Annotated in this window: 12 protein-coding genes; 2 read left to right on the top strand and 10 right to left on the bottom strand. The window is 71.8% G+C overall.

Features of this window, described 5'->3' with window-relative positions; genetic code table 11:
- Positions 1-10 precede the first annotated feature (10 nt).
- Together ACFRAQ_RS28540 and ACFRAQ_RS28535 are read right to left on the bottom strand one after the other, a co-directional pair.
- Positions 11-1,360, bottom strand: coding sequence for a SagB family peptide dehydrogenase (locus ACFRAQ_RS28540; protein WP_379105075.1), 1,350 nt, complete (start codon positions 1,358-1,360; stop codon positions 11-13).
- Positions 1,357-2,331, bottom strand: a complete 975-nt coding sequence (locus ACFRAQ_RS28535; RefSeq protein WP_379105072.1) for an ABC transporter substrate-binding protein — start codon at positions 2,329-2,331, stop codon at positions 1,357-1,359. The genes ACFRAQ_RS28540 and ACFRAQ_RS28535 overlap by 4 nt, the downstream gene beginning before the upstream one ends.
- Positions 2,332-2,541: 210 nt before the next feature.
- Between ACFRAQ_RS28535 and ACFRAQ_RS28530 the strand changes: the two genes are divergently transcribed.
- Positions 2,542-3,639 carry an AMP-binding protein gene (locus ACFRAQ_RS28530; protein ID WP_379105070.1) on the top strand — a complete coding sequence of 366 codons (1,098 nt, stop codon included), beginning with the start codon at positions 2,542-2,544 and terminating at the stop codon, positions 3,637-3,639.
- Between the two features lie 67 nt (positions 3,640-3,706).
- Here the strand turns inward: ACFRAQ_RS28530 and ACFRAQ_RS28525 are convergent, their stop codons facing one another.
- From ACFRAQ_RS28525 to ACFRAQ_RS28505, 5 genes are read right to left on the bottom strand one after another with little or no spacing between them, the layout of a single operon-like run.
- Entirely contained in the window at positions 3,707-8,365 is a 4,659-nt protein-coding gene (locus ACFRAQ_RS28525; protein ID WP_379105068.1) for an amino acid adenylation domain-containing protein, read from the bottom strand.
- Positions 8,362-13,425 carry an amino acid adenylation domain-containing protein gene (locus ACFRAQ_RS28520; RefSeq protein WP_379105066.1) on the bottom strand — a complete coding sequence of 1,688 codons (5,064 nt, stop codon included), beginning with the start codon at positions 13,423-13,425 and terminating at the stop codon, positions 8,362-8,364. Before ACFRAQ_RS28520 ends, ACFRAQ_RS28525 begins: the two co-directional genes overlap by 4 nt.
- Before the next feature lie 19 nt (positions 13,426-13,444).
- Positions 13,445-16,741, bottom strand: coding sequence for an SDR family NAD(P)-dependent oxidoreductase (locus tag ACFRAQ_RS28515; protein WP_379105063.1), 3,297 nt, complete (start codon positions 16,739-16,741; stop codon positions 13,445-13,447).
- Positions 16,734-18,041: a polyketide synthase gene (locus ACFRAQ_RS28510; RefSeq protein ID WP_379105686.1), complete on the bottom strand. Its 1,308-nt coding sequence runs from the start codon at positions 18,039-18,041 to the stop codon at positions 16,734-16,736. The genes ACFRAQ_RS28515 and ACFRAQ_RS28510 overlap by 8 nt, the downstream gene beginning before the upstream one ends.
- A gap of 5 nt (positions 18,042-18,046) precedes the next feature.
- Positions 18,047-18,802: a thioesterase II family protein gene (locus tag ACFRAQ_RS28505; protein WP_379105061.1), complete on the bottom strand. Its 756-nt coding sequence runs from the start codon at positions 18,800-18,802 to the stop codon at positions 18,047-18,049.
- Between the two features lie 155 nt (positions 18,803-18,957).
- On the opposite strand from ACFRAQ_RS28505, the gene ACFRAQ_RS28500 reads away from it, so the two are divergent.
- Complete coding sequence (locus ACFRAQ_RS28500) at positions 18,958-19,614, top strand: GNAT family N-acetyltransferase (protein WP_379105059.1); 657 nt, start codon at positions 18,958-18,960, stop codon at positions 19,612-19,614.
- Here the strand turns inward: ACFRAQ_RS28500 and ACFRAQ_RS28495 are convergent.
- The 3 genes from ACFRAQ_RS28495 to ACFRAQ_RS28485 form a co-directional block, all read right to left on the bottom strand.
- The gene (locus tag ACFRAQ_RS28495) at positions 19,569-20,864 is read right to left on the bottom strand and encodes a SidA/IucD/PvdA family monooxygenase (RefSeq protein ID WP_379105057.1); all 1,296 of its coding nucleotides are present in this window, start codon (positions 20,862-20,864) and stop codon (positions 19,569-19,571) included. The genes ACFRAQ_RS28500 and ACFRAQ_RS28495 overlap by 46 nt on opposite strands.
- A 248-nt stretch (positions 20,865-21,112) precedes the next feature.
- Entirely contained in the window at positions 21,113-22,849 is a 1,737-nt protein-coding gene (locus ACFRAQ_RS28490) for an ABC transporter ATP-binding protein (RefSeq protein WP_379105055.1), read from the bottom strand.
- Complete coding sequence (locus ACFRAQ_RS28485; RefSeq protein ID WP_379105053.1) at positions 22,846-24,729, bottom strand: ABC transporter ATP-binding protein; 1,884 nt, start codon at positions 24,727-24,729, stop codon at positions 22,846-22,848. Before ACFRAQ_RS28485 ends, ACFRAQ_RS28490 begins: the two co-directional genes overlap by 4 nt.
- Positions 24,730-24,766: the final 37 nt, after the last annotated feature.

The raw sequence follows: 24,766 nt of genomic DNA, 5'->3' as shown, positions 1-24,766 counted from the left end.
CGACACCGGTTCAGGCGGCGGGGGTGCCCAGGATGACGCTGCCCACGTTGCATTCCTCCAGTTCGGAGACGCCGGCGGCGGCGGTGAACGCGGCGGTGTCGGAGAAGCCCTGGGCCACCGCGCCCAGACCCATGGCGGTGGCCGCCAGATAGAGGGTCTGCATGAGGACGCCCACATGTTTGAGCATGTTGGCGTAGGCGACCGACTCGTAGGACCACATGACCCGGCCCGCGCGCGCCGAGATCAACAGCAGCAGTTGCGGTTCGGACGCGTTGGCCAGGGTCGCCGTCGTGGTGCGGAGCAGACGCTCGACCTCGGGGGAATCGGCGGGGGCCACGGGGCGCAGGACGTGCTCGAAGGAGTCGTAGTGGTACATGGCCGGGGGCAGACCCTCGACACTGCGGACCACCGGGTAGAGCTCCAGCTCGTGAACGCCGCCGCCCGAAGGGTAAGGGCGGGAAGGGAGTTCGCCGCCGTCGGGAGTCCGTTCCACCGAGCGGGTGCGGGCGGTGCGGTAGAGCAGTTCCGCCAGCTGAGCCAGGGTGATCGGGTTGCTGTCGTCGAAGGCGCGGCAGGAGCGGCGGTCCTCGACGACGGCGGTCAGGGACGGGTCCGAGGCGCGCAGGGCGGCCAGATCGGGGGCCGGGAGCGCGACCGACTCGCCCGGGTAGGCCGGACGGTGCGCGGGGACCTGCGGGAACTCGTCCTTCGCCCACGCCGTCGGGCCGAAGTTGTCCCAGGTGACCGTGCGGGAGCCCATCGTGCTGCGGCGGTGGAACCACAGGTCGGTGGCGCTCCAGCTGCGGGTGGTGAAGTCGCCGGACTCGGTGGACGGGTCGGCGGTGAAGCCGCCCCAGGCCAGGTCGGCGGCGATGCGGGCCGAAAGATGCTCGGGCAGGCCGAGTTCGGACGGGCTCGCACCGCCGGCCAAGGCGAGCAGGCGCGGGTCGTGCACCCGCAGGTCGCACCAGGAGGTGGGGTGCTCGAGCACCAGGCCCTCCGAATCACGGTGGATCACCGTGAATTTCGAGAGGGGGGCCGCCGCCGCGCCCGCCGGACGGGCGGGCGGGGTGGCGAAGGGGCGCAGGGTGTAGAGGTCCCGATCGCCGTCACGGACGGTGACCTCCAGCCAGCCCCCGCCGGTCAGGCGGTCGAGCAGCGGTGTCACCGAATCGGATTCGGGCTCCAGCTGGGTGAGGGTCGCCGGGCCGCGGTTGAGGGTCTTCAGGGCCTGGCTCTGGGGTGCGGTCAGGCCCGTTAGCTTCTCGTTGCGGGGCGGGTTCAGCAGGACCGCGCCGCCCGGCATCGTCAGGCAGGTGACGCCGGGGCGCAGCGCGTAGCGGTGGTCGGCGCGGATCATTTGGCGGCGTTGGCCAGGGCCGGTTCGAGCTTGTCGAGCAGGTAGGGCAGGGCCAGCGGGGTGGGCTGGTTGATGGCGCTGATCTCCTGGACGGTGAGGAAGACGATGGAGTTCTTCTTCACCGAGGGCAGGTCGTTGTACCCGGGCAGGGCGCGGTACTTCTCGTCCAGGCCGGGCGAGTAGCCGGCCAGCAGCAGGTCGGCGTTCAGTTCGTCGAGGCGCTCCGGCGACAGGGCCAGGCGGCCGCCATTGCCGCCCTGGTCCACCAGGCGCTGCGGGATGGTCATGCCGAGCTGGGTGAACAGGCGGCTGGATCCGTCCTTCGGGTCGGTGAGGACCATCAGCTGCGACGGCCCGGCCAGCCAGGAGCTGACGAAGGTCTTGCCCTTCAGGCCCGGATTGCGTTGCGCGATGCCGTCGATGCGGCCGTTGAGGTCGGCGACCACCTTGTCGGCGGCGGCGGTCTGGTGCAGCACCTGGCCCAGCGCGTGCACCTGGTCGGCCCACGGGGTCACGGCTTCCTTGGTGAGGCCGGGCAGGGTGGGCGCGACCTTGGACAGGTCGCCGTAGGTCTTGGCGTCGGCGATGAACGGGTCGGCCAGGATCAGGTCCGGGTTCAGCGCGGCGACCTGTTCGGCCAGACTGCCGGTGGTCGAGAGGGCCTTGGACTGCGACAGGGCGGCCGGCTCCCAGGGCGGGGCGCCCTTGCTGAGCACCGCGATGTTGTCGATGTAGCCGACCGGGGTGACGCCGAGCGCCTGCGTGGTGTCGAGCCACTGGTTGCCCAGGGCGACGATGCGGGTCGGGGTGCCCTCGACCGTGGTCTGGCCGTGCGCGTGGGTGATGGTGACCGGGGCGCCGCCACCCGAGGCCGTGTCGTCGGAGCTGGATCCGCAGGCCGTGAGCCCGAGCGCGAGCAGGCCTGCGACCGCCGCCAGGGCGGCTTTTGCGGTGAACGACCGCGACTTCATCGTGCTCTCCTGTCTGCTCTGCCCGACCGGATCGACCGAGCGCGCCCGGCCGAAACGGCCGAGCGGTAGGTGAGCCTAGCCTAATTTTCTCCCGAGTTGCAGACCGTTGTCGCCGATTCGATCCCCGAAGGGGTGGCCGATCGTGCTCTTCATGGATTAGGTTAGGTTTGCATAAGTTAGTACCGGGGGTTTGGAACGATGGAGCGTGCGGTGCCGGATTCACTGTCCGCCGTCGAGCGTCACCGGCTCGCGGACGAATGGGCCAATGGGGTCGAACTGTACGACGTCCCCTCGGTTTCCATGCTCATCGACTGCGGGCGCCGCGTGCCGTCACTGCGCACGGCCGTCCGCTGCGGCGGGCACATCCTCACCTACGCCGAACTCTACGAACGGCTCGACGGCGGCGTGACCGGCACGGCCGGACCCACCCTCGACGATCTGGCCCGCATCCTCTGCGATATCGCCAGCGCCGCCGAATTCGGCACGGTGCTGGCCGAACTGGGCCCCACCGGCACCGGGCTGAAACCGGTCGCGGTGGCCGCGGCCGCCGACGACCGCCGCGCGGTGGCCGCCGATCAGCGCTCCTGCCAGATCGACCGCGCCTACGGCTCGCCGGATTCGCGACTGCTGGCCACCCGCTGGGACACCACCGACGCCGCGGTCGAACTGCTGGCCGCGCTGGCCGACGGGGCGACGCTGGTCCTGGCCACGGCCCCGCAGCGCGCCGACGCCGGCGCCCTGGCCGAACTCATCGCGCTGAGCGCCGCGACCCATGTGGTGGCCGACGCCGACACCCTGGCCAACCTGGCCTTCCTGCCCTCCCCCGCGCTGCCCACCGTGCGCCGCTGGGATGTGTTCGGAAACGACTGCCCGGCGGCGCTGTCGGCGCTGCTGCACGAACTGGCTCCGGGCTCCTGCACCGGATTCGCCTACACCACACCGGAATACGCGGGCGTGGCCGCACGCGGACCCCTGGACGGTTCGGGGCGGGTGCGGCCGATTCCCGGCGCTCGGCTGCTGGTGCTGGACGACGCGTTGCGGCTGGTGCCGCCGGGCCGGTCCGGCCGTGTGTACCTGGGCGGTTCGGCGCTGGCGCTGGAATTGGACGGCGCCGCCGAAGGATTCGTCAACGACCCGTTCGTGCCGGGCGGACGCCTGGCGCGGACCGATATCCACGGCGGCTGGACGCGCGACGGCTGGCTTCTGCTCGATCTGGAGGGGTCCGTCGCTGCCGCGGCGCCGTCGGCCATCGAGCGGCGGCTCTCCGCACCGCATCGCGGTCACCGCGGCGAATCCGCCGCCGCCTGATCGGTTACCGGAGACGAACGGCCGCCGACCCTGTCGAGGTCGGCGGCCGACGTCGTCTCGTCTTCCGCTATGTGGCGGCCGCCAGCGCGGCCAGGCTGCGCTGCCACAGTTCGGTGAGGCGGGTGGCTTCCGCCTCGGTGAACAGGGTCTCGCTCCAGCGCCAATTCGTGGTCAGCTGCGGGCCTTCCGGGGTCGAGCCGATGCCCGCGATGACATCGAGGGCGTAGCGCAGCGGCAGGTCCGGTTCCGGATCCAGCGGCAGCGACTCGTTGAGCGGGCCGGTGAGCAGCGACCACGAGTCGGCGGCCTGGCCGCTGAGGTCCACGCGGCCCAGATAGTTGAACTCGACCTGCGGGTGCCGCGCGGTGGCCAGCTCCGGCACGCCGGTGGTGTAGCGGAGCAGACCGTAGTCCGAGCCACCGTTCGGGATCGCGGCGAGCTGCGTGGTCACCGCGTCCAGCAGGGCGCGCGCCGCCGCCGGATCCTGTTCGGCGCGTTCGATGTCCACCGTCGCGCCCGCGCCCAGGCGGACCGGGAACACGGTGGTGAACCAGCCGAGGGTGTTGCTGGTGTCGGTGCCGAGCAGGTCGTCGGCGCGGCCGTGACCCTCGAGCGCGATGAGCGCGCCGTGCGCGGGATCCTGGGCGCGCTCGCGCCGCCAGCTCGCCAGGGTGACGGTGAGGGCGGTGAGCAGGAATTCGCGCACGCCCTCGTCGCGGGTGAGGGAGGCCAGCACCCGTTCGGTCACGGGGACCGGGGTGACGGCCGTGGCGACCCGCAGCGACGACCAGGTGTCGGTGTCCGGATACGGGATGCGGCGGCCGATGGCCGGGTCGGGGGCGTCCAGCTGATCACGCCAATACGCGCTCTGGGACAGGATTTCCGCCGACTCGGCGCGCTCGGCCATCCGCCGGGAGAACTCCCGGTACGAGGTGGACTCCGGCAGCGCGGCCCCCTCACCGAGGGCGGCGATCAGCAGGTGCCACGACACCACGTCGACGGCGAGGTGATGGATGGTGAGCAGCAGGACGTCACCCTGATCGGTGCCGGAGAACCAGGCCGCGCGCACCATATCGCCGGTGCGCGGGTCGATCTCGTCCATCAGGACCCGGGCCGCGCCGTGCACGGCCTGGGCCGTGTCGGCGGGATCGGCGATGTGGGTGAGGATGTCGGCCGCCCGCACCGTGCCGGGCGGCGCGGTGACCAGGCGCGGGCCGTCGTCGGTATCGGTGAGGGTGGAGCGCAGCGTGTCGTAGCCGTCCAGCACACCCTGGAGTGCGGCCTCGATGGCCTGCCGGTCGATGCCGGCGGGCAGGCGCAGCAGCGCGGTCTGGGTGAAGCGGCGGTAGTTGCCGTACTCGTACATCCACGACACCACCGGAAGCGGCGGCACCGCACCGTAATCCGCGACCTTCTCGGCGGCGGCGGTCTCGGCCGCGTCGAGGGCGGCGGCCAGTTCCCGGATGGTGGGGGTGGCCAGGACCATGCGCGGGGTCAGGGTGAGACCGCGGCGGCGGGCCTTGTTGACCAGGGAGATGGCGACGATGCTGTCCACGCCGAGGGCGAAGAAGTCGTCGTCCACGCCGGGCGCGCGGCCGTCGAAGAGCTCGGCCAGCAGTTCGGCGAGTTCCTTCTCGGTGGCGGTGCGCGGCGCGGTGTCGGAGCCGGTGTCGGCCAGGGCGGCCTCGGCCAGCCGGGTCAGGGCGGGACCGTCGAGCTTGCCGTTGGTGTTGACCGGCAGCCGCGGCAGCGCGAGCACCCGGGCCGGAATCATGTAGGCGGGCAGGCTCTCCGAGAGCGCGGCGCGGGTGCGCACCGGGTCGATCACGCGATCGGGCTCGCCCACCACGAATCCCACCAGGCTCGCCCCGCCGGCGCGACGGACGACGGTGACAGCCGCGGTGTCGACACCGGGCAGACGCCGCAGCGCGGTCTCGATCTCGCCGACCTCGATGCGGTAGCCACGCACCTTGACCTGGGCGTCGGCCCGGCCGAGGTAGCCCAGGCCGCCGTGCGGCAGGCGGCGGACCAGATCGCCGGTGCGGTACATGCGGCGGCCGGGCCGGAAGGGGTCGGCCACGAAACGATCCGAAGTCGTTGCCGCGCGGCCGATATAGCCGCGGGCCAGCTGCGGACCCGACAGGTAGAGCTCACCGACGACACCGCCGGGTACCGGGCGCAGCATGGAATCCAGGACATAGGCCGCGGTTCCGGCGTTCGGGGTGCCGATGGTCGGGGTGTCGAAATCCGCGACGGGTGCGACCACGGCCTCGACGGTGGTCTCGGTGGGTCCGTAGCAGTTGTAGACGGCGGTGCCCCGGCCACCGGCCGCGACGCCCTCGCGCGGGGCGAGCTCACGCAGTCTCGCCCACAGCGCGGCGTCGATGGCCTCGCCGCCCAGCGCCAGCACCGGCAGCTCGCGGTCCACCAGACCGGCGGCATTGAGCTGCGCGAACATCGACGGGGTGGTGTCGATCATGTCGATGTCGGCGGCGATCATGCCCGCGCACAACCGGTGCGCGTCCCGCACTTCCTCGGCGTCGAACAGGTGGACGGTCTGCCCGGCGAGCAGTCCGACCATCGGCTGCCAGGAAGCGTCGAAACTCAACGACCAGGCGTGGGCGATGCGCAGCGGGCGGCCCAGCCGCGTCATGGCGGGGCGATAGACGCGGTCGCGGTGATCGGCGAAATACGCCATGAGCGCGGCATTGGTGCCGGCCACGCCCTTGGGTTCGCCGGTCGAGCCGGAGGTGAAGATCAGGTACGCGAGCTGGTCCGGATGGCGAATGACAGGCGGGCATTCCACGCGGTCGCCCGAATCACGGTTCCCGGCAATGGAATCGTTCGTGACGACGGGATCGACCAGCAGGACCGGCCGGGCATCCCCACCGGTCAACAGCGCACCCCGCGGATCGAGGTGATCGCGGGTGCCGGAGTCTGTGACCACCAGAGCCGGCCGCGCCTGACGCAGGATCGATTCGATCCGGGCGGCCGGCAGCGTGATATCCACCGGTACATACGCACCGCCCGCCGCGAAGGCCGCCAGCAGGGCGATGATCGAACGGGGTGAGCGCGGCAGCACCAGCGCCACCACGCTTTCCGGGCCGACGCCCTGCGCGGCGAACTCGCGGGCCTGCCGGGCGGCCAGCGCCCGCAGCTCCCGATAGGTCACGCGCAGACCCGAACTGTCCTGCAAGGCAATGGCTTCCGGCGTCGCGGCCGCCTGTTCCTCGAAGAGCTCCCACACCGACCCGGCGGTCGCCGTCGCACCGGCGGCGGAATCCACTTTCGCCAGGGCCTCGTCGCGGCCGAAATCGGGCTCCGGCGAGGCGATTCCGCTCTGCGCGCCGGCGGGCGGGTGACTCGCGGTGGAGGCGTAGGCCGCGGCCTCGGTCGCGATGAGGACGCTGAGGGAATCCGGTGTGGCCGTACCGATCCCGGGCAGCTGCCGCAGCACGGCCAGCAGTCGCTCGCCCAGGTCGGCGGCGGGCAGGTACGGCAGGGCGGCGGGCATGGCCTCGAACTGGACCAGCAGTTCGTCGCCGCTCATGTGGGCGACCACGGTGAGCGGGTAGTGCGCGAGGGATTCCATCTCGACCGGCCGGAACCGGGCCCCGTCGGGGGCGGTGACGGTGCGGATGGCGTCGTCGATGGGCGCGTTCTCGAACACGAACAGGGTGTCGAAGAGCGTGCCGTGCCCGGCGGCGCGCTGCACCGACGACAGGCTCACGTGGCCGATGTCGCGCATGGCCGCGCATTCGCGCTGCAGGCGCGCGCACTGCTCGACCACCGACAGCTCGCGGTCCAGGCAGTGGGTGACGGGCACGGTGTTGATGAACAGCCCGACCATGCCCTCCACGCCCGGAAGCTGGTCGGGGCGACCGGAAATGGTGGTGCCGTAGACGACGTCGCGACGGTCGGTGAGGCGGCCGAGCAGGACCGTCCAGGCGAACTGCACCGCGGTATTGAGGGTCAGGCCGTGGGCGCCCGCCCAGGACCGGACGGCCGCGGTGTCGGCGGCCGACAGCAGCAGGCGGGTCTTCTCCGGCACCGCGTCGGCGGCGATCGGCGCGCCGCCCGCCAGCAGCAGCGGGCCGGTCAGCTCGGCCAGGTAGTCGGTCCAGCGCTGGGTGACGGCCGCGGTGTCCTGCGCGCCGAGCCAGGCGATGTAGTCGCGGTAGGGACGCGGTTTCGGCAGTGCCGCGGCGGATCCGCCCGCCTGGTAGACGGCCAGCAGCTCGGTGAAGTAGATCGCCACCGCCCAGCCGTCCATCAGGATGTGGTGGGCGGTGAGGATCATGCGCCGCGCGCCGGTCCCGGGCACGGTGAGCAGCAGCACGCGCAGGGCGGGCCCACGACTCAGATCGAACGGAACGCGCCGTTCGACGGCGGCGAGCTCGTCGAATTCCTCGGGCCGCGCGTCCTGTTCGGTCCACGGCATCTCGGCGTGGGCGGGCACGATCTGCACCGGCCGCGGCACGTTCTCGTCCCAGAACGCGGCACGCAGGTTGGGGTGCCGGTCCAGCATGGCCTGGGCGCTGCGGCGCAGCAGGCCGGTGTCGAGCGGGCCGTCGATGTCCACCACGAATTGCATGGTGTACAGGTCGATTCCGTCGCCGGCGAGCCGCGACAGCGAGAACAGGCCCTCCTGCAGCGGGCTCAGCGCGAGGACGTCCTCGATCCGCGGCGGGGCGGCGGGGCTCGGGGTTCCAGCGGCGGCGGTCATCGGGCTCCCCAGGAGGCGGTCAGGGCGGCGAGGGCGTCGGCGTCGAGGCCGGAGGCGCTCATGGGTGCGGATTCCTCCTGTGGAATCGACTCCGCTTGCGCGGCAACGGGTTCGGCGGCATCGACCGCGGCGGCCAGTTCGGCGATGGTGAGGTGCTCGAACACCAGCTGCGGGGTGAGCGCCAGGCCGAGCGCGGTGGCGCGGGCCGACCACTGGATGGAGATGACGCTGTCGCCGCCGAGGGCGAAGAAGTTGTCGTCGGCCTCGACATCGTCGATCTCGAGCAGCTCCTCGAGCAGGTCGATGAGGGCGCGTTCGGTGGCGGCGTGGTCGCCGGTGGCCACGGCGAGGGTCCGCGCGGCGGCCGCGGGCGGCGCGAGCAGCCGGTCCAGGTCGGCGACCGGCAGCACCTCGAGCTCGACCACGGTGCGGTCGGGCGCGGTCGCGTACGCCTCCAGGGTGGCGACCAGCGCGGACCCGATGAGCCGCACGGTCTCCGGCTCGTACAGGTCGGCGTTGGCGACCACACGTACGGCCAGTCCGCCGTCGCCGGTGACGTTCACCGAGATATTGAGATCCAGGAACGACACGTCGAAGTCGACGGGCAGCACGGTGGCGGTGGTGGCGCCGGCCACGGTCACCGTCGCCGGGGCCCAGTCCGCGCCGCGGAAGTGCAGCATGCTCTGGAACAGCGGATTGCGAGAGCGGGAACGCGCCGGGTTGAGCGCCTCCACGAGGCGTTCGATCGGCAGTTCCTGGTGCGCGTGGGCGTCCAGCACCACCTCGCGGCCCCGGCGCACGGTGTCGCGCAGGGTCGGCGTGCCGGACAGGTCGTTGCGCAGCACCGCCATATTGGCGAACAGGCCGACCAGCGGCGCGGTGGCCGGGTCGACCCGGGCGGCCACCGGGGTGCCGAGGGCGATGTCGGAGCCGCCGCCCAGCTTGTGCAGCAGGGTCGCGACGGCGGCCTGGTAGACCATGAATTCCGTTGCGCCACAGGACTCGGCGAGGGCCGCGAGCCCGGTGCGCAGGGCCGCCGGGGCGGCGAAGGTGGCGACCTCGCCGCGCTTGCCGAGCACCGCGGGGCGGGCCCGGTCGGGCGCGACGTCGATCTGGTCCGGGACGTCGGCCAGCGCGCCGCGCCAGTGCTCGAGCTGCGCCCGGCCGTAGTCGCGCGCCGCGGAATCCGTTCCCGGCCCGAAGACGTCGTGCTGCCACAGCACGTAATCCGCGTACTGCACGGCGAGCGGAGTCCACTCCGGAGCCCGGCCGCCCTCGACGCGGGCACGGTAGGCGGCGATCAGGTCGTCGAGCAGGATGCCCAGCGAGGCGTGGTCGGCCACGATGTGGTGCACCAGCAGCGACAGCACCTGGGTGCTCGGGTCGAGCACCAGCAGCCGGGCGCGCAGCAGCGGCTCGGATTCGACGGTGAAGGCGTAGCGGCCGATCTCGGCGAGTTCGTCGGCCAGCAGTTCGGGGTCGACGCCGGTCACGTCGAGCGCGACCTCACCGGCCGCTCGGATCTCCTGGTACGGAATGCCGTCCCGCTCACCGAATCCGGTGCGCAGCGCCTCGTGCCGGGCCACCACGTCGGTGAGCGCGGCGCGCAGTGCGGGAATGTCGAGGCCGCCCTCGAAGCGCACGGCGAAAGGCAGGTTGCCGACCGCGCTGGGGCCCTCCATGCGGTACTGGAACCACATGGCCAGCTGCGAGTACGACAGCGGCAGCCGCTCCGGGCGCTCCCGTTCGGTCACGGCGGGACGGCCGGAAACCGGTGCGGGGACCACGGTTTCGACCGGCTCGGCGGTCTCGTCCTCGTCGTCCATGGCGTCCAGGTCGATGCCGAACTCGTCACGGAATCGGGCGACCAGACCGGCCGCGAGCCCGGCCGGGGTCGGGGTGTCGAACACGATGCGCACATCCAGTTCGACACCGAACTCCGCGCGGATCTGCGCGACCAGGCGGGCCGCCAGCAGCGAGTGGCCGCCGAGTTCGAAGAACGAATCGTCCGCGCCGACGACCGGGACGCCGAACAGGTGCGAGTAGATCCCGCACAGGCGGCGCTCGGTGGCGGTGGCGGGCGCGCGGTGCGCGCGCTCCACGGCCGGGGCCGGGGCGGGCAGCGCGCGCTTGTCCAGCTTGCCGTTGACGGTCAGCGGGATCTCGTCGATCACGGCGAAAGCGCTGGGCACCATGTACTCCGGCAGCGCGCCGGCGGCCTGGGCGCGGACCTGCTCCACGTCCACGGTCGCGCCGGCGGCGGGCACCAGGTAGGCGGCCAGCTGGGCGCCGACGGCCGGATCCTCGGTCACCACGACCACGCAGTGGCCGACGGCCGGGTGCGCGGCCAGCGCGGACTCCACCTCGCCGAGTTCGATCCGGAAGCCGCGCACCTTCACCTGCTCGTCGGCGCGGCCCACGAAGTCGATCTCGCCGAACTCGTTGCGGCGGGCCAGGTCTCCGGAGCGGTACAGGCGCGCGCCCGGGGTGAACGGGTCGGCGACGAAACGGCTCGCGGTGAGGGCCGGGCGGCCCAGGTAGCCGCGCGCCAATTGCGCACCGCCCAGGTAGATCTCGCCGACCACGCCCGCGGGCACCAGTTGCAGGGCCTCGTCGAGCAGGTAGGCGTGCACGTTCTGATTCGGGACGCCGATCGGCACGATCCCGGTGCCCTGCGGGCCCGACACCGGCTGATGGGTGGCGCACACGACGGCCTCGGTCGGGCCGTAGTGGTTGCGCAGTTCGGCGTCGAAGACGGTCGCGAACTTGTCGGCCACCTCACCCGGCAGCGCCTCACCGCCGACCGGGACGTGACGCAGCGCCCGCCATTCACTCACCTCGGGCAGCAGCAGGAAGGTGCTGAGCATGGACGGCACCATGTGCAGCACGGTGACGCCGCGGCGGGTGATCAGATCGGCGACGTAGCGGATGTCGCGGAACGCCTCCGGCTTGGGCACGATCAGGCGCGCGCCCAGCGCGAGGGTGACGAAGATGTCGAGCAGCGAGGCGTCGAAGGACACCGAGGACGACTGCAGCAGTACGTCTTCCGACGTCATGCCCCATTCGGCGGTGAAGCTGACCACGTGCTCGGCGATCGCGGCGTGCGAGACCGGGACGCCCTTGGGCTTGCCCGTCGACCCCGAGGTGTAGATGACGTAGGCCAGGTTGGCCGGGAGCAGCGGGCGGACGCGGTCGGCGTCCGAGGGGTCGGTGTCGGGCAGCCCGGCGGCGGCCTCCTCCGCGGCGTCGAGCTCGACCCGGCCCAGCACCAGCCGCGGGGCGGCGTCGGCGACCAGGTAGTCGATGCGGTCGTCCGGGTAAGCGGGGTCGATGGGCAGGTAGGCCGCGCCCGCCTTGAGCACGGCGTAGACGGCCACGATGAACTCGACCGAATTGCTCATGCGCAGGGCGACGATGTCCTCGCCGCCCAGGCCCTCGCGAATCAGCCAGTGCGCCAGGCGGTTCGCGCGGCGGTTCAGGGCGGCGTAGGTGAGTTCGGTGTCGTCCGAGACCAGGGCGAGGGTCTCGGGTCCGGCGGCCACGGCGGCCTCGAACAGGTCGACCATGGTGGTCTCGTCCGAGGGCGCCTGCGCGCCGCGCGACTGCTCCAGGATCGCGGTACGGTCGTCGCCGCCCAGCATGTCGAGGTCGGCGAGGCGGGCGGCGGGCGCGCTCAGCGCCCGATCCAGCAGGCGCACGAAGTGTTCCAGCATGCGCCGCACCAGCGGCTCGGACAGCACGTCCACCTGGTACTCGGCCTCGAGCACCGCGCCGCGCGCGCTCTCGGTGACGACGGCCAGGGCCAGCGGCACCTGCGCGGTCGGCGCGCCCAGCTCGTCCAGCTGCACCGAGGAAACCTCGCGCAATGCGAAACCGTCGGCGCTCTTGCGGACGCTGAAGCCCAGCCGCACCAGCTGATCCATGCCGTCGCGGCCGGCGACCCGCTCCGGGTTCACCTCGCGGACGACGCGGTCGATGCCGACGGCCTGATGCGCGAAGGCGTCCAGGCAGGTGCGCTTGGTGGACTCGACCAGACCGGCGAAAGTCTCGGTGCGGGCGAAGGTCTCGCGCAGCAGCAGGGTGTTGCCGAAATAGCCGATGAGCTGTTCGGCGGCGGCCGAGCGGCGGTTGGTGACCGGGATGGACACCAGGAAGTCCTCGGCGGCGGTGTAGCGCTGGATCAGCGCGGCGTACCCGGCGAGCAGCACCATGAAGGGGCTGGCCGCGTGCTCACGGGCGAAGGCGTCCACCCGGCCGAGCAGGTCGCCGGGCAGCGCCACGGTGCAGCGGTCGGCGCGCTTGGAGGGTGCGGCCACGGCAGCGCCGGGTAGCTCGAGCGGTTCGGGCAAGGGACGCAGGGTGTTTCGCCAGTAGGCGATGTCCGCCTCGTCGTCGGCGGGGGCGTCGAGGACCTCGAGGTCGACGAACTGCGCGGGCGGGGCGGTCGGCGCGGCGCCGTTGTAGGCGGCGTTCAGGTCGGTGAAGAACACGCCCCAGGCGTCATCGTCCCAGCAGCCGTGGTGCGCCGACAGCAGCAGCACCCACTCCTGGATTCCAGTGCGCGCCAGCGTGATCCGCAGCGGAAGTTCGGTGGCCAGATCGAAGGGGCGGCCGAACTCGCGGCGGGCCAGCACCTCCACCCGCACCGGGCGGGCGGACTCGGCCAGCTCGGTCAGATCGTGCGACTGCCACGGCAGGGTGATCTCGTCGGTGAACACCTGGAAGGGCTCGCCGTTCTCGTCCACACCGAAGGTGGTGCGCAGCACGTCGTGCCGGTCGAACACCGACGCCACCGCCTGCCGCAGCCGCTCCTCGTCCAGCGCGCCGGTCAACCGGTACGCCACGCAGATGTTCAGCGTGGTGTCCTCGGGATCACGGGTCTGCAGGAACCACATGCGGCGCTGACCGGCCGACAGCGGCCGCCGCTCCCCCGCCGCGGTGCGGCGCACCGGGGCGGCGGTGTCGACGGCCAGGCCCTGCTCGGCCAGCTTGCGCCGCAACAGTTCCCGGCGGCGGTCGGCGACGGAGGTTCCGGCCACGGTGGCATCGGTGTCTGACATGAAATCTGGCCCCTAGCCCTTAGTTGGTGTTCGCTGCCATGAGCAGCACGACATCGTCGAGTGACGCGCCGCCGAGAATCGCGGCGACCGGCAGATCCCGGTCCAGCGACGCCCGCACGCGCTTGCGGAAGTCCAAGGCCTGCAACGAGTCCAGGCCCAGGGCGACCAGCGGCACCGAACGGTCGATGCTGTCGCCGGTGTCGATGCCCATGACGCGTTCGAGCTCGGCGAGCACCTGATCCGCCAGCGGACGGTCGGCGACGACCGGCGCGGGTGCGGCGGGAGCGGCGGGCTCCGGCGCGACGACCTCGGCCGTGACGGGCGCTTCCGGTTCCGCGGCGGCGATCACCGGGACCGGTTCCGGCTCCGGCACTTCCGAGAGCACCGACGCCTGACCGAACGCTCCCATGACATCGCGCAGGAACGGCCAGTCCGCGGAGATGACGATGGCGTCCGTCGGCTGCCCGGTGAATCCGGCGGCGATCGCGTCGGCGGGATGCATCGGGAAGACCCCGGCGCCCTCGACCCGCGCCATGCCCGCCTCGTCCAGCGGACCCGCGACACTCCACAGGCCCCACTCCAGCGACGAGCAGTCAGTGCCACGCTCCCGCACACGGCGGGCGAGCACGTCCAGCATCCGGTTGGTGACCGCGTACAGGATCTGCCCGCGCCCACCGAGAGTCGCGGCCATGGACGAGCACAGCAGCACCCGGCCGGTCGCGCTCAGCGGCACCGCGTCCAGCACGGCGTCGAGGCCCAGCACCTTCGACGCGGCGGCGGTGGCCACCATGTCGGCGGTGATCTCCTCGATGCCCGCGTCCACATAGTTGACGGCGGCGTGGACGAGCAGGCTCACCGGCCGCTCCCCCAACCCCGACGCCAGGCGCGCCACATCGTCGGCGGCATTCACATCACAGGCCTCGACCACGATCTCGGTGGCTCCGGCGGCTCGCACCCGCGCCAAATCCGCGGCGGCCGCACCGGATTCGCCGGACCGGCTGACCAGGGTGACCCGGCCCGCGCCCTGCCGGGCGAAATGCTCCGCGAACAACAGGCCGAGCTTGCCGGTGCCACCCACGATCAGCACATGATCCAGATCGGCGGCCGCACCCGGCTCGGACTCGTCGGCGACCAGTCGCTTGACGAACACCTGGGTGCCGCGCAACGCCACCTCCGGCTCACCCGCCGTGTGCAACGCCGCGACCAGGCGCTTGGCATCCGCGGCTCCGGCGTCGGCCGCGAGATCCAGGTGCCGGAACAGCAGTCCGGTCTTCTCCACACCGACACACCGGAATCCGGAGGCCACCGCGCCGTGGAACAGCTGCGGCAGCTGGTCCTCGGGCACCACCGCCTCGCCGCCGCTGGTCACCAGCCAGCAGTCACCACCCGGACGCAGCCGGTCCAGCGCGGGCAGCCAGGCTCGCCCGGCGAAGAACTCGCTCAGCTCGGCCACCGCGCTCGCCGAGCCGCCTTCTGACAGCGCGGGCCAAAGGATCACGACGCTGTCGTACGTCGACGCCGAACCAGCCGAGACGGGCTCAGCGGATCGCGCCTCACCGACGGCACGGTCGGCCGTACCCGGCCCACCGTTCCCGGTGACGACGGCGACCGTTGCGGCCGAATCGAGCACGGCGCCGACATCGACGCGGCCGGTTCCCTGGGGGTTCGACTCGATCCGCTCCGAAGTCGGGCGGCTGGACGCGCCGATGGCGGACGCGTTCACGGTCAGCGCGGTCGCGGTGGCGCCGTAGCGGTCGGCGGCCGCCAGCAGAGCGGAGAGCTGGTCGGCGCACCGGCCGGTCGGGTCGACGAACGCCAGGCGGCGCGGGGCGGTCAGGGCGCGCCGTTCCCACGGGCTCCACTTCTCCACCAGGCGTTGGGGTTTCGGCACGGCCGGGGCGGGGGCGGTCACCTTGTCGGGGGCGTAGCCCGGGTTCGCCCACAGGCGCTTGGGGTTCATGACCGTGTGCGGGAAGTCGCGCAGCGGGAGCGCCGGGACGGCGTCGGTGCGCAGGGCACTCCAGTCGTAGCCGAGGTCGTGTACCGCGACGGTCGCCAGGTTGCGGGTGAATTCGCGCAGCGTGGTCGCGGTGCGCAGGGACGTGCCGAGGACCTTGACGTCGCGGGGGCCGCGGGCCGGGTCCGGCGGGACCAGGGTGAGGTTCTCCTGGAGGGCCAGCTGCAGCACCGGATGCTCGACGACCTCGATGAGGGTGTCGATGCCGTCGCGGGCCGCCGCCACCACGGCGCGGTCGAAGCGGACGCGATTGCGCAGGTTCCAGTACCAGTACTGTTCCTGGATCAGGTCGGCGGTGATGGGCGCGCCCAAGGTCGCTCCATAGCACTGGATTCGAGTGTCGAGGAAGGTCGCGCTGCTCATCTCGCCGCCGAGGAAGCCCTCGAACTCCTCGCGCAACTCGGCCACGATCGAGGTGTGGGCCGGGTAGGCGACACCGATCTCGCGGGCGAACTGGCCCTGGGCGGTGGCCGCGGCGACCATGTCGGTGATGGTCTCGCGGTCACCGGAGATGGCCATGATGTGCGGGGCGTTCACCACCGACAGCTCGGCCCAGCCGGAGTTCCGCGCCAGCAGCGCCTCGCAGTCCTCGCGGTCCATGGCCAGCACGGCCATGGAGAAGCCGCGCGGGGACAGCCGCTCGACCAGGCGCGCGCGGTGGGTGACCACCAGCACGGCGTCACGCACCGACATCACCCGCGAGACCGCGCCCGCGGCCAGCTCACCCTGGCTGTGTCCGACGGTGGCGGCGGGCTCGACGCCCGCGGCCCGCCACATGGCGGCCAGACCGACCATGTGGAACATCAAGGCGGGCTGCACTTCCCACACCGTGTCCTGGTACCGCCCCTCGGAGCCGAGCAGGTAGTGCAGCGGCTGGTCGTGGCCGAAGCGTTCGGCGTGCAGGCCCGAGCACTCGTCGACCGCCGCCCGGTAGGCCGGGGACAGCTCGTAGTACAGCTTGCCCATGCCGGGGCGCTGACTGCCCTGGCCGGGGAACACGAAACCGATCCGGCGCGCGGTGGCGGGACCGTCGCCGGCCACCACTGCGGCATGCGCGGTCCCGGCGGCGACGGCGCGCAGCGCGTCGATCAGTTCCTCGCGTCCGGTGACCATGGCCAGCGCCCGGTACCGGCGGGCGGTGCGAGTGCGGAACAGCATGTCCGCCACCCGTTCCGGGGTGACCGCGGGCCGCGACTCCAGGAAGTCCAGGATGCCCGCGGCCTCGGCGCGCACGCCGTCGGCGGTGTCGGACGAGAGCAGGACGGGGATGCTGCCATCGGGCAGCCGGTGGCTACACATCGCTTTCCTCCAGCTCGGGCAGGGCGACCAGGGCATGCGCGTTGGTACCCGCGACACCGAACGAGGACACGGCCGCGTAGCGCACGCCGTCCGCGGCGGACCACGGTTCGAGTTCGGTGGCGAGGCGCAGACTGGTGGCGTCCCAATCGATTTCGCCGGTCGGACGCTCGGCGTGCAGGGTGGGCGGGATCTGCCCGTGCATCCCGGCCAGCAGCACCTTGATCAGGGCCAGCAGACCCGAGGCCGCCTGCGCGTGACCGGCGTTGGACTTCACCGAGCCCAGACGCGGGGTGTCGGCGCGCTCGACGCCGTAAGTCGCGGCGAGAGCGGCCAATTCGAGCGGGTCGCCGACCGGGGTCCCCGTGCCGTGGCCCTCGATCAGCCCGACCTGCTCGGCGGTGATGCCGGACACCGCCAGGGTGTCGCGGATCAGTCGTTCCTGCGCGGCCGCGCTGGGCACCGCGATCGGCGCGCCCTTGCCGTTGTGATTGACGCGCGAGCCCAGCAGCCGTCCGTACACCCGGTGTCCGAGCGCGCGCGCCCGTGATTCCCGTTCCAGCACGACGACTCCCGCGCCCTCACCCCACAGTGTTCCGGTGGCGTCGGCGGCGTAGGAGCGGCAGTGGCCGTCGGAGGCCAGAGCGTTGTTCTTGGAGAACTCGTAGAACGCGCCCGGCGAACCCATGACGCACACTCCGCCCGCGAGCGCCCACTCGCACTCGCCTGCCCGGATGGCGGCGGCGGCCTGGTGCACGGCGGTGAGCGCGGACGCGCACGCGGTGTCGACGCTGATCGAGGGCCCGGTCAGGCCCAGCCCGTGCGAGATGCGCCCGGCCACCGCGCCCAGCGCGGTCCCGGTGACCCGGTAGCCGCTGTGCTCGTTGACCGAGGCCACCCGGGGCCCGTACTCCATCACGGAGACGCCCATCCAGCAGCCCGCCGAATCGCCCTCCACCGCGGCGGGATTGATCCCGGCCTGCTCGAGCGCCCGCCACGCCACCCGCATGCCGGCCCGCTGCTGCGGGTCCATGGCGACCGCTTCGCGCGGGGTGATGCCGAAGAACAGCGGATCGAACTCGGTCGCGCCGGTGAGGAAGCCGCCCGCGTCGGGGACCGCGCCCCAGCCGTCCTGGGCGCCCAGGCTCAGCAGTTCCGCCAGCGGCCAGTCCCGGTCCCGCGGGAACGGTCCCAGCAGTTCACGGCCCGAGGCCAGCGCCGACCAGAATTCCGCGAGGGTGTCCACGCCACCGGGCGCCTCGATACCCATGCCGACGATCACGATCGGATCGCCGGAGTCCACTCCGGTCACGCGACGACGCTCTTCTCCGCGACGAGCAGTTCGGCGATGCCGTCCACGTGCTGGTCCAGATAGAAGTGGCCGCCCGCGAACATGGTGACCCGGATGCCCGCGCGGGAGTGACCCTCCCACGCGAACAGGTCACGCGGCGCGACGAATTCGTCCTCGTCGCCGCCGAGCACGTGAATGGGGGCGTCCACGGCGACGTCGGCCGGGCAGGAGTAGGCGTCGAAGGCGCGGTAGTCGGCCTTCATCACCGGCAGCGCCATGCGCAGCACGTCACGACTGCCCAGCACCTCCGCGCCGGTGCCGTTGAGCGCCGACATGTGGTCGAGCAGCGCCTCGTCGTCGGTGGGGTGGTTCGGCAGATCGGCGATGCGCGCGGGAGCGGCGGCCGAGGAGGCGGCCAGCAACTGCACGGTCAACCCCGCGGCCTCGGCCAGCCGGGTGAATTCGAAGGCGACGATCGCGCCCATGCTGTGGCCGAAGATGGTCAGCGGCGCACCCGAGTCGTGCGTGGAGTCCCGGAAGGCCTCGAAGGCTCCGGCGGCCATGTCCTGCAGCGTTTCGGCCGCGGCCTCGCGGGCGCGGTCCTGGCGGCCGGGATACTGGAACACCACGACATCGAAGTCGGCGGCCATCTTCTTGGCGAAGACCCGGTAGGCCGAAGCGCCCGCACCCGCGTGCGGGAAGATCAGCAGCGGTGGCGCGGATTCCGCACTCGGGGCCTGAAATTGCCTGATCCAGCCGAGTTCCCGTGCCATTTTCCCGCTCTCCTACGACCCGCCCGACCGCGTCAGCCGCCGGTTCTGCTTGTCCCCCTTGCAATGTCCGGGCAACCGTAACACCGCGTAGTTAGTATAGGCTAGCCTTACCAATCAGGGTGATCAAGCTAACCGACGAACGGAGCGCCACAGCGATGAACCGGACGACCTACGTCCTCGCGCGCGAACTCACGGACCTTCCGGACCACATCCGCAGCGCCCCCGCACCCGTGGTGCCCGAGTTCCCCGCGCCGTTCACGCTGCGCCTGGTGGACGTCGAATCCGGCGATCCGGAGACCATCACCGAATGGATGCACCGGCCGCACCTGCTCGAGACCTGGGAACAGGCCTGGGATGCCGACCGCCGCCGCCTCGACTGCGCGACCCAGCTGGCCGGAACCTTCTCCCGCCCCTGCGTTCTCGAATACGACTTCACCGCACTCGACCGGCCCGACCTGGGCAATCGCGAGGTCGCCTATGTGGAGTTGTACCGGCCCGCCAAGGACGAGATCGCTCGCCTCTACGACGCCGAAGCCCACGACATGGGCTTCCACATCGCCACCGCGGACACCAATCTGCTGGGCCGCGGCGTCATGTCGGACTGGATGCGGCAGCTCGGCCAGGCGGTCCTGGCGGCCGAACCCGAATGCCGCCGGCTGCTGTGCGAACCCGATCACCGCAACGCCCCCATGCGGAAGGCGTTGGAGAAGATCGGGTGGCAGCACCTCGGCGACTTCGACATTCGACCGGACCGTCGGATCTCGCTCTACACGCTGCCGCGGACCGCGGCGGACCTGCCCGAGATCCGGTAGCGCGGACCGGGATTCACCACCGGCTGCAGGATCCGGTCCGACAGCTCGCCCAGGCAGCTGAGATTCGGGAAACCCGGACCCTGCGCCATGGCGGCCATATTCGGCAGATACAGCTTGGCGTCCAGCCCGGACACCGCCAGGTCGTAACCGATGGCCGCCTCCAGCCGCCCGTGCTCGAGCGGACCGCCGACCGCCAGCTCCAGCAGATCGGTTGCGGCGGAATCGAACAGATCCAGGAACCACAGCGGCTGCCCGCCCGTGGCGTCCACCACCAGATCGAAGGTGTGCACCTGATCCGGGCGCAGATCGTTGCGCAGGGTCAGGGCGACCCGATCGTCCTGCTCGGCCAGGCTCACGACGCGGCCCTGCAGGTGATGCACCCGGTTGTCGCCCAGCAGGCTCTCCTGCACGCGCACCGAGAACACGCCACGATCGGTGCGGCGGATGACATCCCGGCGCTCGGCCATGCCCAGCCCGGCCCACTTGGTCGGATCGCTGTAGAGCGAGTTCTCGAAATAGCTTTCCCCACGGGTGTACAGCGTCGCCTTGGGCGAGATCACCGAGACCGTCAGCATGTCGTGGTTGACCAGCTCGTCCAGCGCCGAACCCGCGGTCTCGCCACCGCCGATCACCGCGACGCGCGAGGACGGCGGCAGCTCGCGGCGGCCCGCCAGGTCCCAGAACTCGGAGATGCTGAGCACCTTCGGGTGCTCGGCCAGGGCGCGGTCGCTGCGGCCGGGGCCGGTGATCATGACGGCGTCGCAATCGATCTCGTCGACCCCGCCGTCGGCGTCGGTGACCGAGACCAGCCAGCCGTCGGCCGCGGCGGCGATACCGGTCACCGAGCCCTGGACCAGGTCCATATCGCAGCGCTTGGCCACCCACCCCAGGTACTTCGCCCACACGTGATGCTGCGGGCTGGGACGGCCGCGGTCGATCCACTCGGCGTAGGTGCCGTGCTCGACCAGGAAGGCGGTCCAGCTGAACGCCCGCATGGCCTCGTCGATTTCGCGGTTGCGGCCACGGGCCCAGGTGGAGTGGTACGGGAAGCCGACATCCTTCTCCGGGCTGGTGCCCAGGCGGTGGCGTCCGTCGGTCCAGCCGCCGGTCGGCAGCCAATTGCCGCCCACCGTCCGCGCTTCGACGACCGTCACCCGCGGCGCGGGCAGGCCCAGGTCCCGCAGCACCCGTGACTTGGCCGCTACCGCCAGGGCTTTCGGCCCCGCTCCGACCACCAGAAGCGTTTCCACCGGTTCTCCGTCCCAGTTGCTCAACTGTTGCCTGCCTCGCACAACCTGCCAACCACCTTAGGTTTGCATAGCCTTACCTTATCTTGCTCGACAGCGGTTGCGAAGCGCTGAGACGAAAAGATCGGACAGAACACATGCCTCGTACTTCCCGCCTCCTCGCCACCGCCGCGATGCCCTGCGGCCTCTGACGATCGGCTGGTTCGTCCGCACGAACGGCCCCGGACCCCAAGGGATCCGGGGCCGTTCCGCTAGGCGGAGACCCGAGCCAGACGCCAGCCCGACGCCCGGGTGCGCTCGTTCCAGAAGGCGGCGTAGCAGCCGTCGAGGGCGATCAGCTCCGCGTGGGTGCCGCGCTCGACGATGCGTCCGGCATCCATGAACAGGATCTGATCGGCGTGCGCGATGGTCGCCAGCCGGTGCGCCACCACCAGTACCGTCCGGCCCCGGGTGAGTTCGTGCACACCGCGCACCACGGCCGCCTCGTTGTGCGGATCCAGCGCACTGGTCGCCTCGTCCAGCAGCACGATCGGGGCATCCTTGACCAGGGCGCGCGCGATCGAAACCCGCTGGCGCTCACCACCGGACAGCGCCGAACCGCCCTCACCGACCGCGGTCTGCCAGCCGTCGGGCAGGCGCTCGGCGATCTCGTCCACCCGTGCGGTGCGCGCGGCCGCGAGGACCTCGTCATCGGAGGCGTCCGGGCAGCCCGCCCGAATGTTCTCCAGCACAGAGCGATCGAAGAGGTAGACGCTCTGGAAGACCAGGGCCAGCCGGCTCAGCAGCGACTCGGCGGGCTGGTCGCGGACATCGTGGCCGCCGACCGAGACCCGGCCCGAATCCGCGTCGTGGAACCGGGCCGCCAGGCGCAGCAACGTGGACTTGCCCGCGCCGCTGGGACCGACGATGGCCGTCGTCGTGCCGGGAGCGGCGGTGAACGAGATGTCCTCCAGGACCGTCTTGCCCGGGCCGTAACCGAAGGTGACGCCGTCGAACTCGACCCGCGCGGCGGTGTGCTCGACCGGCGAATCCGGCTGTGCCAGTCCCGGTTCCGCCAGCAGCGCGCTCACCCGGTCGGCGGCGGCCGCGGCCGTGCGCAACGCGCCACCCAGCTGGGCGGCCTGGGTCAGCGGCTCGATGAAGCGCGCGCTCACCGCGATCAGGGCGATCGCCGCGGCGGCCGAGATCGCGCCGTCGGTGGCCCGGCCCACCACCAGGTACACCAGCACCAGGAAGACGGCCTGCACCACCAGCGCGAAACCGATCAGACCGGGAACCGCCGCGACGAGCAGACCGTTGGCGGCGGTGCGCTGGCGCGCCAGGGCCGCGTCCAGCGCCCGATTGCCCGCGCCGACCGCGCCGAGCGAACGCAGCATCGGCTGCGCCTGAGCGAATTCCAGCACCCGGGCGTTCGCCTCGGTCGCGGCCTCGTGCATGCGCTCGTCGGCGGTCACATAGGAACGGTTGGCCCACAGGTTCACCAGGAACAGCACCGGCGCGGTCACCAGCATGGCCAGCGAGATCCGCCAGTCCACGAACAGCATGCCCAGCGCGACACCCAGCGGAACCAGCACGCCGGTCAGCATCTTCGCCAGCAGATAGGCGATCAGGCCCTGCACCTCGCGGACGTTCTCGACCATCACCCGCGACAGCTCGCCCGCGTGCCGGTCGTCGAACCAGCCCAGCGGCAACGCGTTCAGATGATCACCGAGCCGGGTCTGCAGGCCGTGCTGCATACCCACGCCGACCCGCAAGCCCAGCACCGACTGCAGGTAGCCGAACACCACGACCCCGGCCACGGCCAGCGCCAGCCACAGCGTCCACCACCAGGCCCGGCCCAGATCCTGGGCGAACAGGGCCTTCAGCACGGGCACCAGCAGCACGTACGCGGCCGCCTGCGACAACGCCTGAGCCACGATGGCCAGCAGCAATCGCGGTGTCAGCGCGGCGAATTCGCCCGGCACCAGGCCGAGCACCTTGCGGATCATCGGAGGGCCTCCTCGGCATCGGCGCGAACCCGCTGAGCGGGACGGTCGGCGGCCGCGACATCGGCCAGGGCCGCCGCGTTGATTTCCCAGAGCCGCTGGTACAGGCCGCCCGCGGCGTGCAGGCTCGCGTGGTCGCCCTGTTCGACCAAGGTTCCGTTCTCCAGCACCAGGATTCGGTCCACACCGGTGATGGTGTGCAGGCGGTGCGCGATCACCAGGACCGTGCGGCCCGCCACCAGCTCGGCCAGCGCGTCCTGGACGGCGGCCTCGGATTCGGGGTCGGCGAAGGCGGTGGCCTCGTCCAGCACCAGGATCGGGGTGTCGGCCAGCAGCGTGCGGGCGATCGAAAGCCGTTGCGCCTCACCGCCGGACAGCACGACGTCCACGCCGATCTCGGAGTCGTAGCCGCGCGGCAGCGCCGTGATGCGGTCGTGGATCCGGGCGGCACGCGCAGCGCGTTCCAGCTCGGCGAGGTCGGCCTCGGGGCGGGCCAGCCGCAGATTGTCGGCGATGGTGCCGCGGATCAGGCGCACGTCCTGGAAGACGAAGCCGACCGTGCGATACAGCTCCGCGCTCGGGATGTCGCGAATGTCCCTGCCGCCGAGGGTGATCCGGCCGCTGTCCACATCGTAGAAGCGCGGCAGCAGCTTGGCCAGCGTGGACTTGCCGGAGCCGCTCGGGCCGACCAGGGCGGTCATGGTGCCGGGCGTCAGCTCGAGGTCGACGCCGCGCAGCACCTGATGATCGGCGCGGTAGCCGAAGCTCACGCCCTCGAAACGGATCAGACCCGCGGGCACGTCCGGCGCCGCGGATTCCCCGGTGCCGGAGGCCAATTCCGGGGTCCGCATGAGTTCGTGCAGACGCAGCGCGGCGTCACCGGCCGTGCGCAGCGCCTGCGTGCCGTAGCCCAGGCCCAGCAGCGAACTGCCCAGGCCCAGCCCGACCAGCAGGAAGGGCAGCAGGTCGAGGGGCTCCAGCCAATCCAGGCCGACACCCGCCAGCCCGGCCACCACGACCAGCAGCATCACGAACACCGGGGAGACCACGGTGTCCGAGATCGACTGCGCCGTCATGACGGGCAGCTTCAGCCGCCGCAGCCGGTCGGTCTGCTCCTCGACGGCCGCGCGGAACTCGCTGTGCGCCTTGCCCGCTCGCCCGAAGGCCCGCACCACCTGGATGCCGTCCACGAATTCCACGGTGGCGGCACGGGTGCGCTGTTCGGCGGCGTTGTAGGCGAGCAGCCGCTCACGGCCGGGCTCGTCCAGCATGGCGCGCATGCACAGCGCGTACACGATCAGCGGGATCAGCAGGACCAGGGTCAACCGCCAGTCGACGGTGGCCAGGTACACCAGGGTCACCAGCGGCGCGGTCACCGAACCGATGAAGTCCAGGCGCGCGTGCGCCACCAGATAGTGCAGCGCCTCGACGTCGTCCTGCAGGTACTTCTTCACGTCGGCGGAGGCGCGGGCGCCGAACCAGCCCAGCGGCACCCGGGTCAGCTTGTCGGCCAGCAACCGGCGCAGGGTCAGCTGATAGCGCGCGTCCACGGCGTGCGACCAGGTCAACGCGACCGCCTGCAGGATCGCGCGGGCCACCAGGACCAGCACCGCGATCAGCAGCAGCCGCCACACCCGATCGGTGTCGGGGACCTCCCGCAGCAGCTCCCGGCAGGCCGAGACGATCAGCAGGAACGGGACCACCGAGCAGACGGCGGCCACGGCCACGATCAGCCCGGCGGCCGTGAGCGGCCCGCGCACCGGCGCGAGGATCTCCTTGCGGGCGGCGGCTTCTGCCTGCCGCCGCGCTTTCGCCTCGGCCTTCGCGTCGGGCCCGCTCGGCTCCGGGCCCGCCTCGACCGCGGGCGGTGACTCGACCGTCATCAGTCCGCCTTCCACCTTCATTCGTCCGGCGCTCCCA

It is taken from the genome of Nocardia sp. NPDC056611 (assembly GCF_042792755.1).
Lineage (GTDB): Bacteria > Actinomycetota > Actinomycetes > Mycobacteriales > Mycobacteriaceae > Nocardia.
The sequence above is the reverse complement of the archived record's forward strand: the minus strand, read 5'-3'. Positions and strand labels throughout refer to the sequence as shown.

What these genes read in the sequence shown, in the direction of transcription:
- ACFRAQ_RS28520 (WP_379105066.1), bottom strand. Translation starts at nt 13,425, where the DNA reads ATGTCAGACACCGATGCCACCGTGGCCGGAACCTCCGTCGCCGACCGC.
- ACFRAQ_RS28540 (WP_379105075.1), bottom strand. Translation starts at nt 1,360, where the DNA reads ATGATCCGCGCCGACCACCGCTACGCGCTGCGCCCCGGCGTCACCTGC.
- ACFRAQ_RS28515 (WP_379105063.1), bottom strand. Translation starts at nt 16,741, where the DNA reads ATGTGTAGCCACCGGCTGCCCGATGGCAGCATCCCCGTCCTGCTCTCG.
- ACFRAQ_RS28500 (WP_379105059.1), top strand. Translation starts at nt 18,958, where the DNA reads ATGAACCGGACGACCTACGTCCTCGCGCGCGAACTCACGGACCTTCCG.
- ACFRAQ_RS28485 (WP_379105053.1), bottom strand. Translation starts at nt 24,729, where the DNA reads ATGACGGTCGAGTCACCGCCCGCGGTCGAGGCGGGCCCGGAGCCGAGC.
- ACFRAQ_RS28535 (WP_379105072.1), bottom strand. Translation starts at nt 2,331, where the DNA reads ATGAAGTCGCGGTCGTTCACCGCAAAAGCCGCCCTGGCGGCGGTCGCA.
- ACFRAQ_RS28525 (WP_379105068.1), bottom strand. Translation starts at nt 8,365, where the DNA reads ATGACCGCCGCCGCTGGAACCCCGAGCCCCGCCGCCCCGCCGCGGATC.
- ACFRAQ_RS28505 (WP_379105061.1), bottom strand. Translation starts at nt 18,802, where the DNA reads ATGGCACGGGAACTCGGCTGGATCAGGCAATTTCAGGCCCCGAGTGCG.
- ACFRAQ_RS28490 (WP_379105055.1), bottom strand. Translation starts at nt 22,849, where the DNA reads ATGATCCGCAAGGTGCTCGGCCTGGTGCCGGGCGAATTCGCCGCGCTG.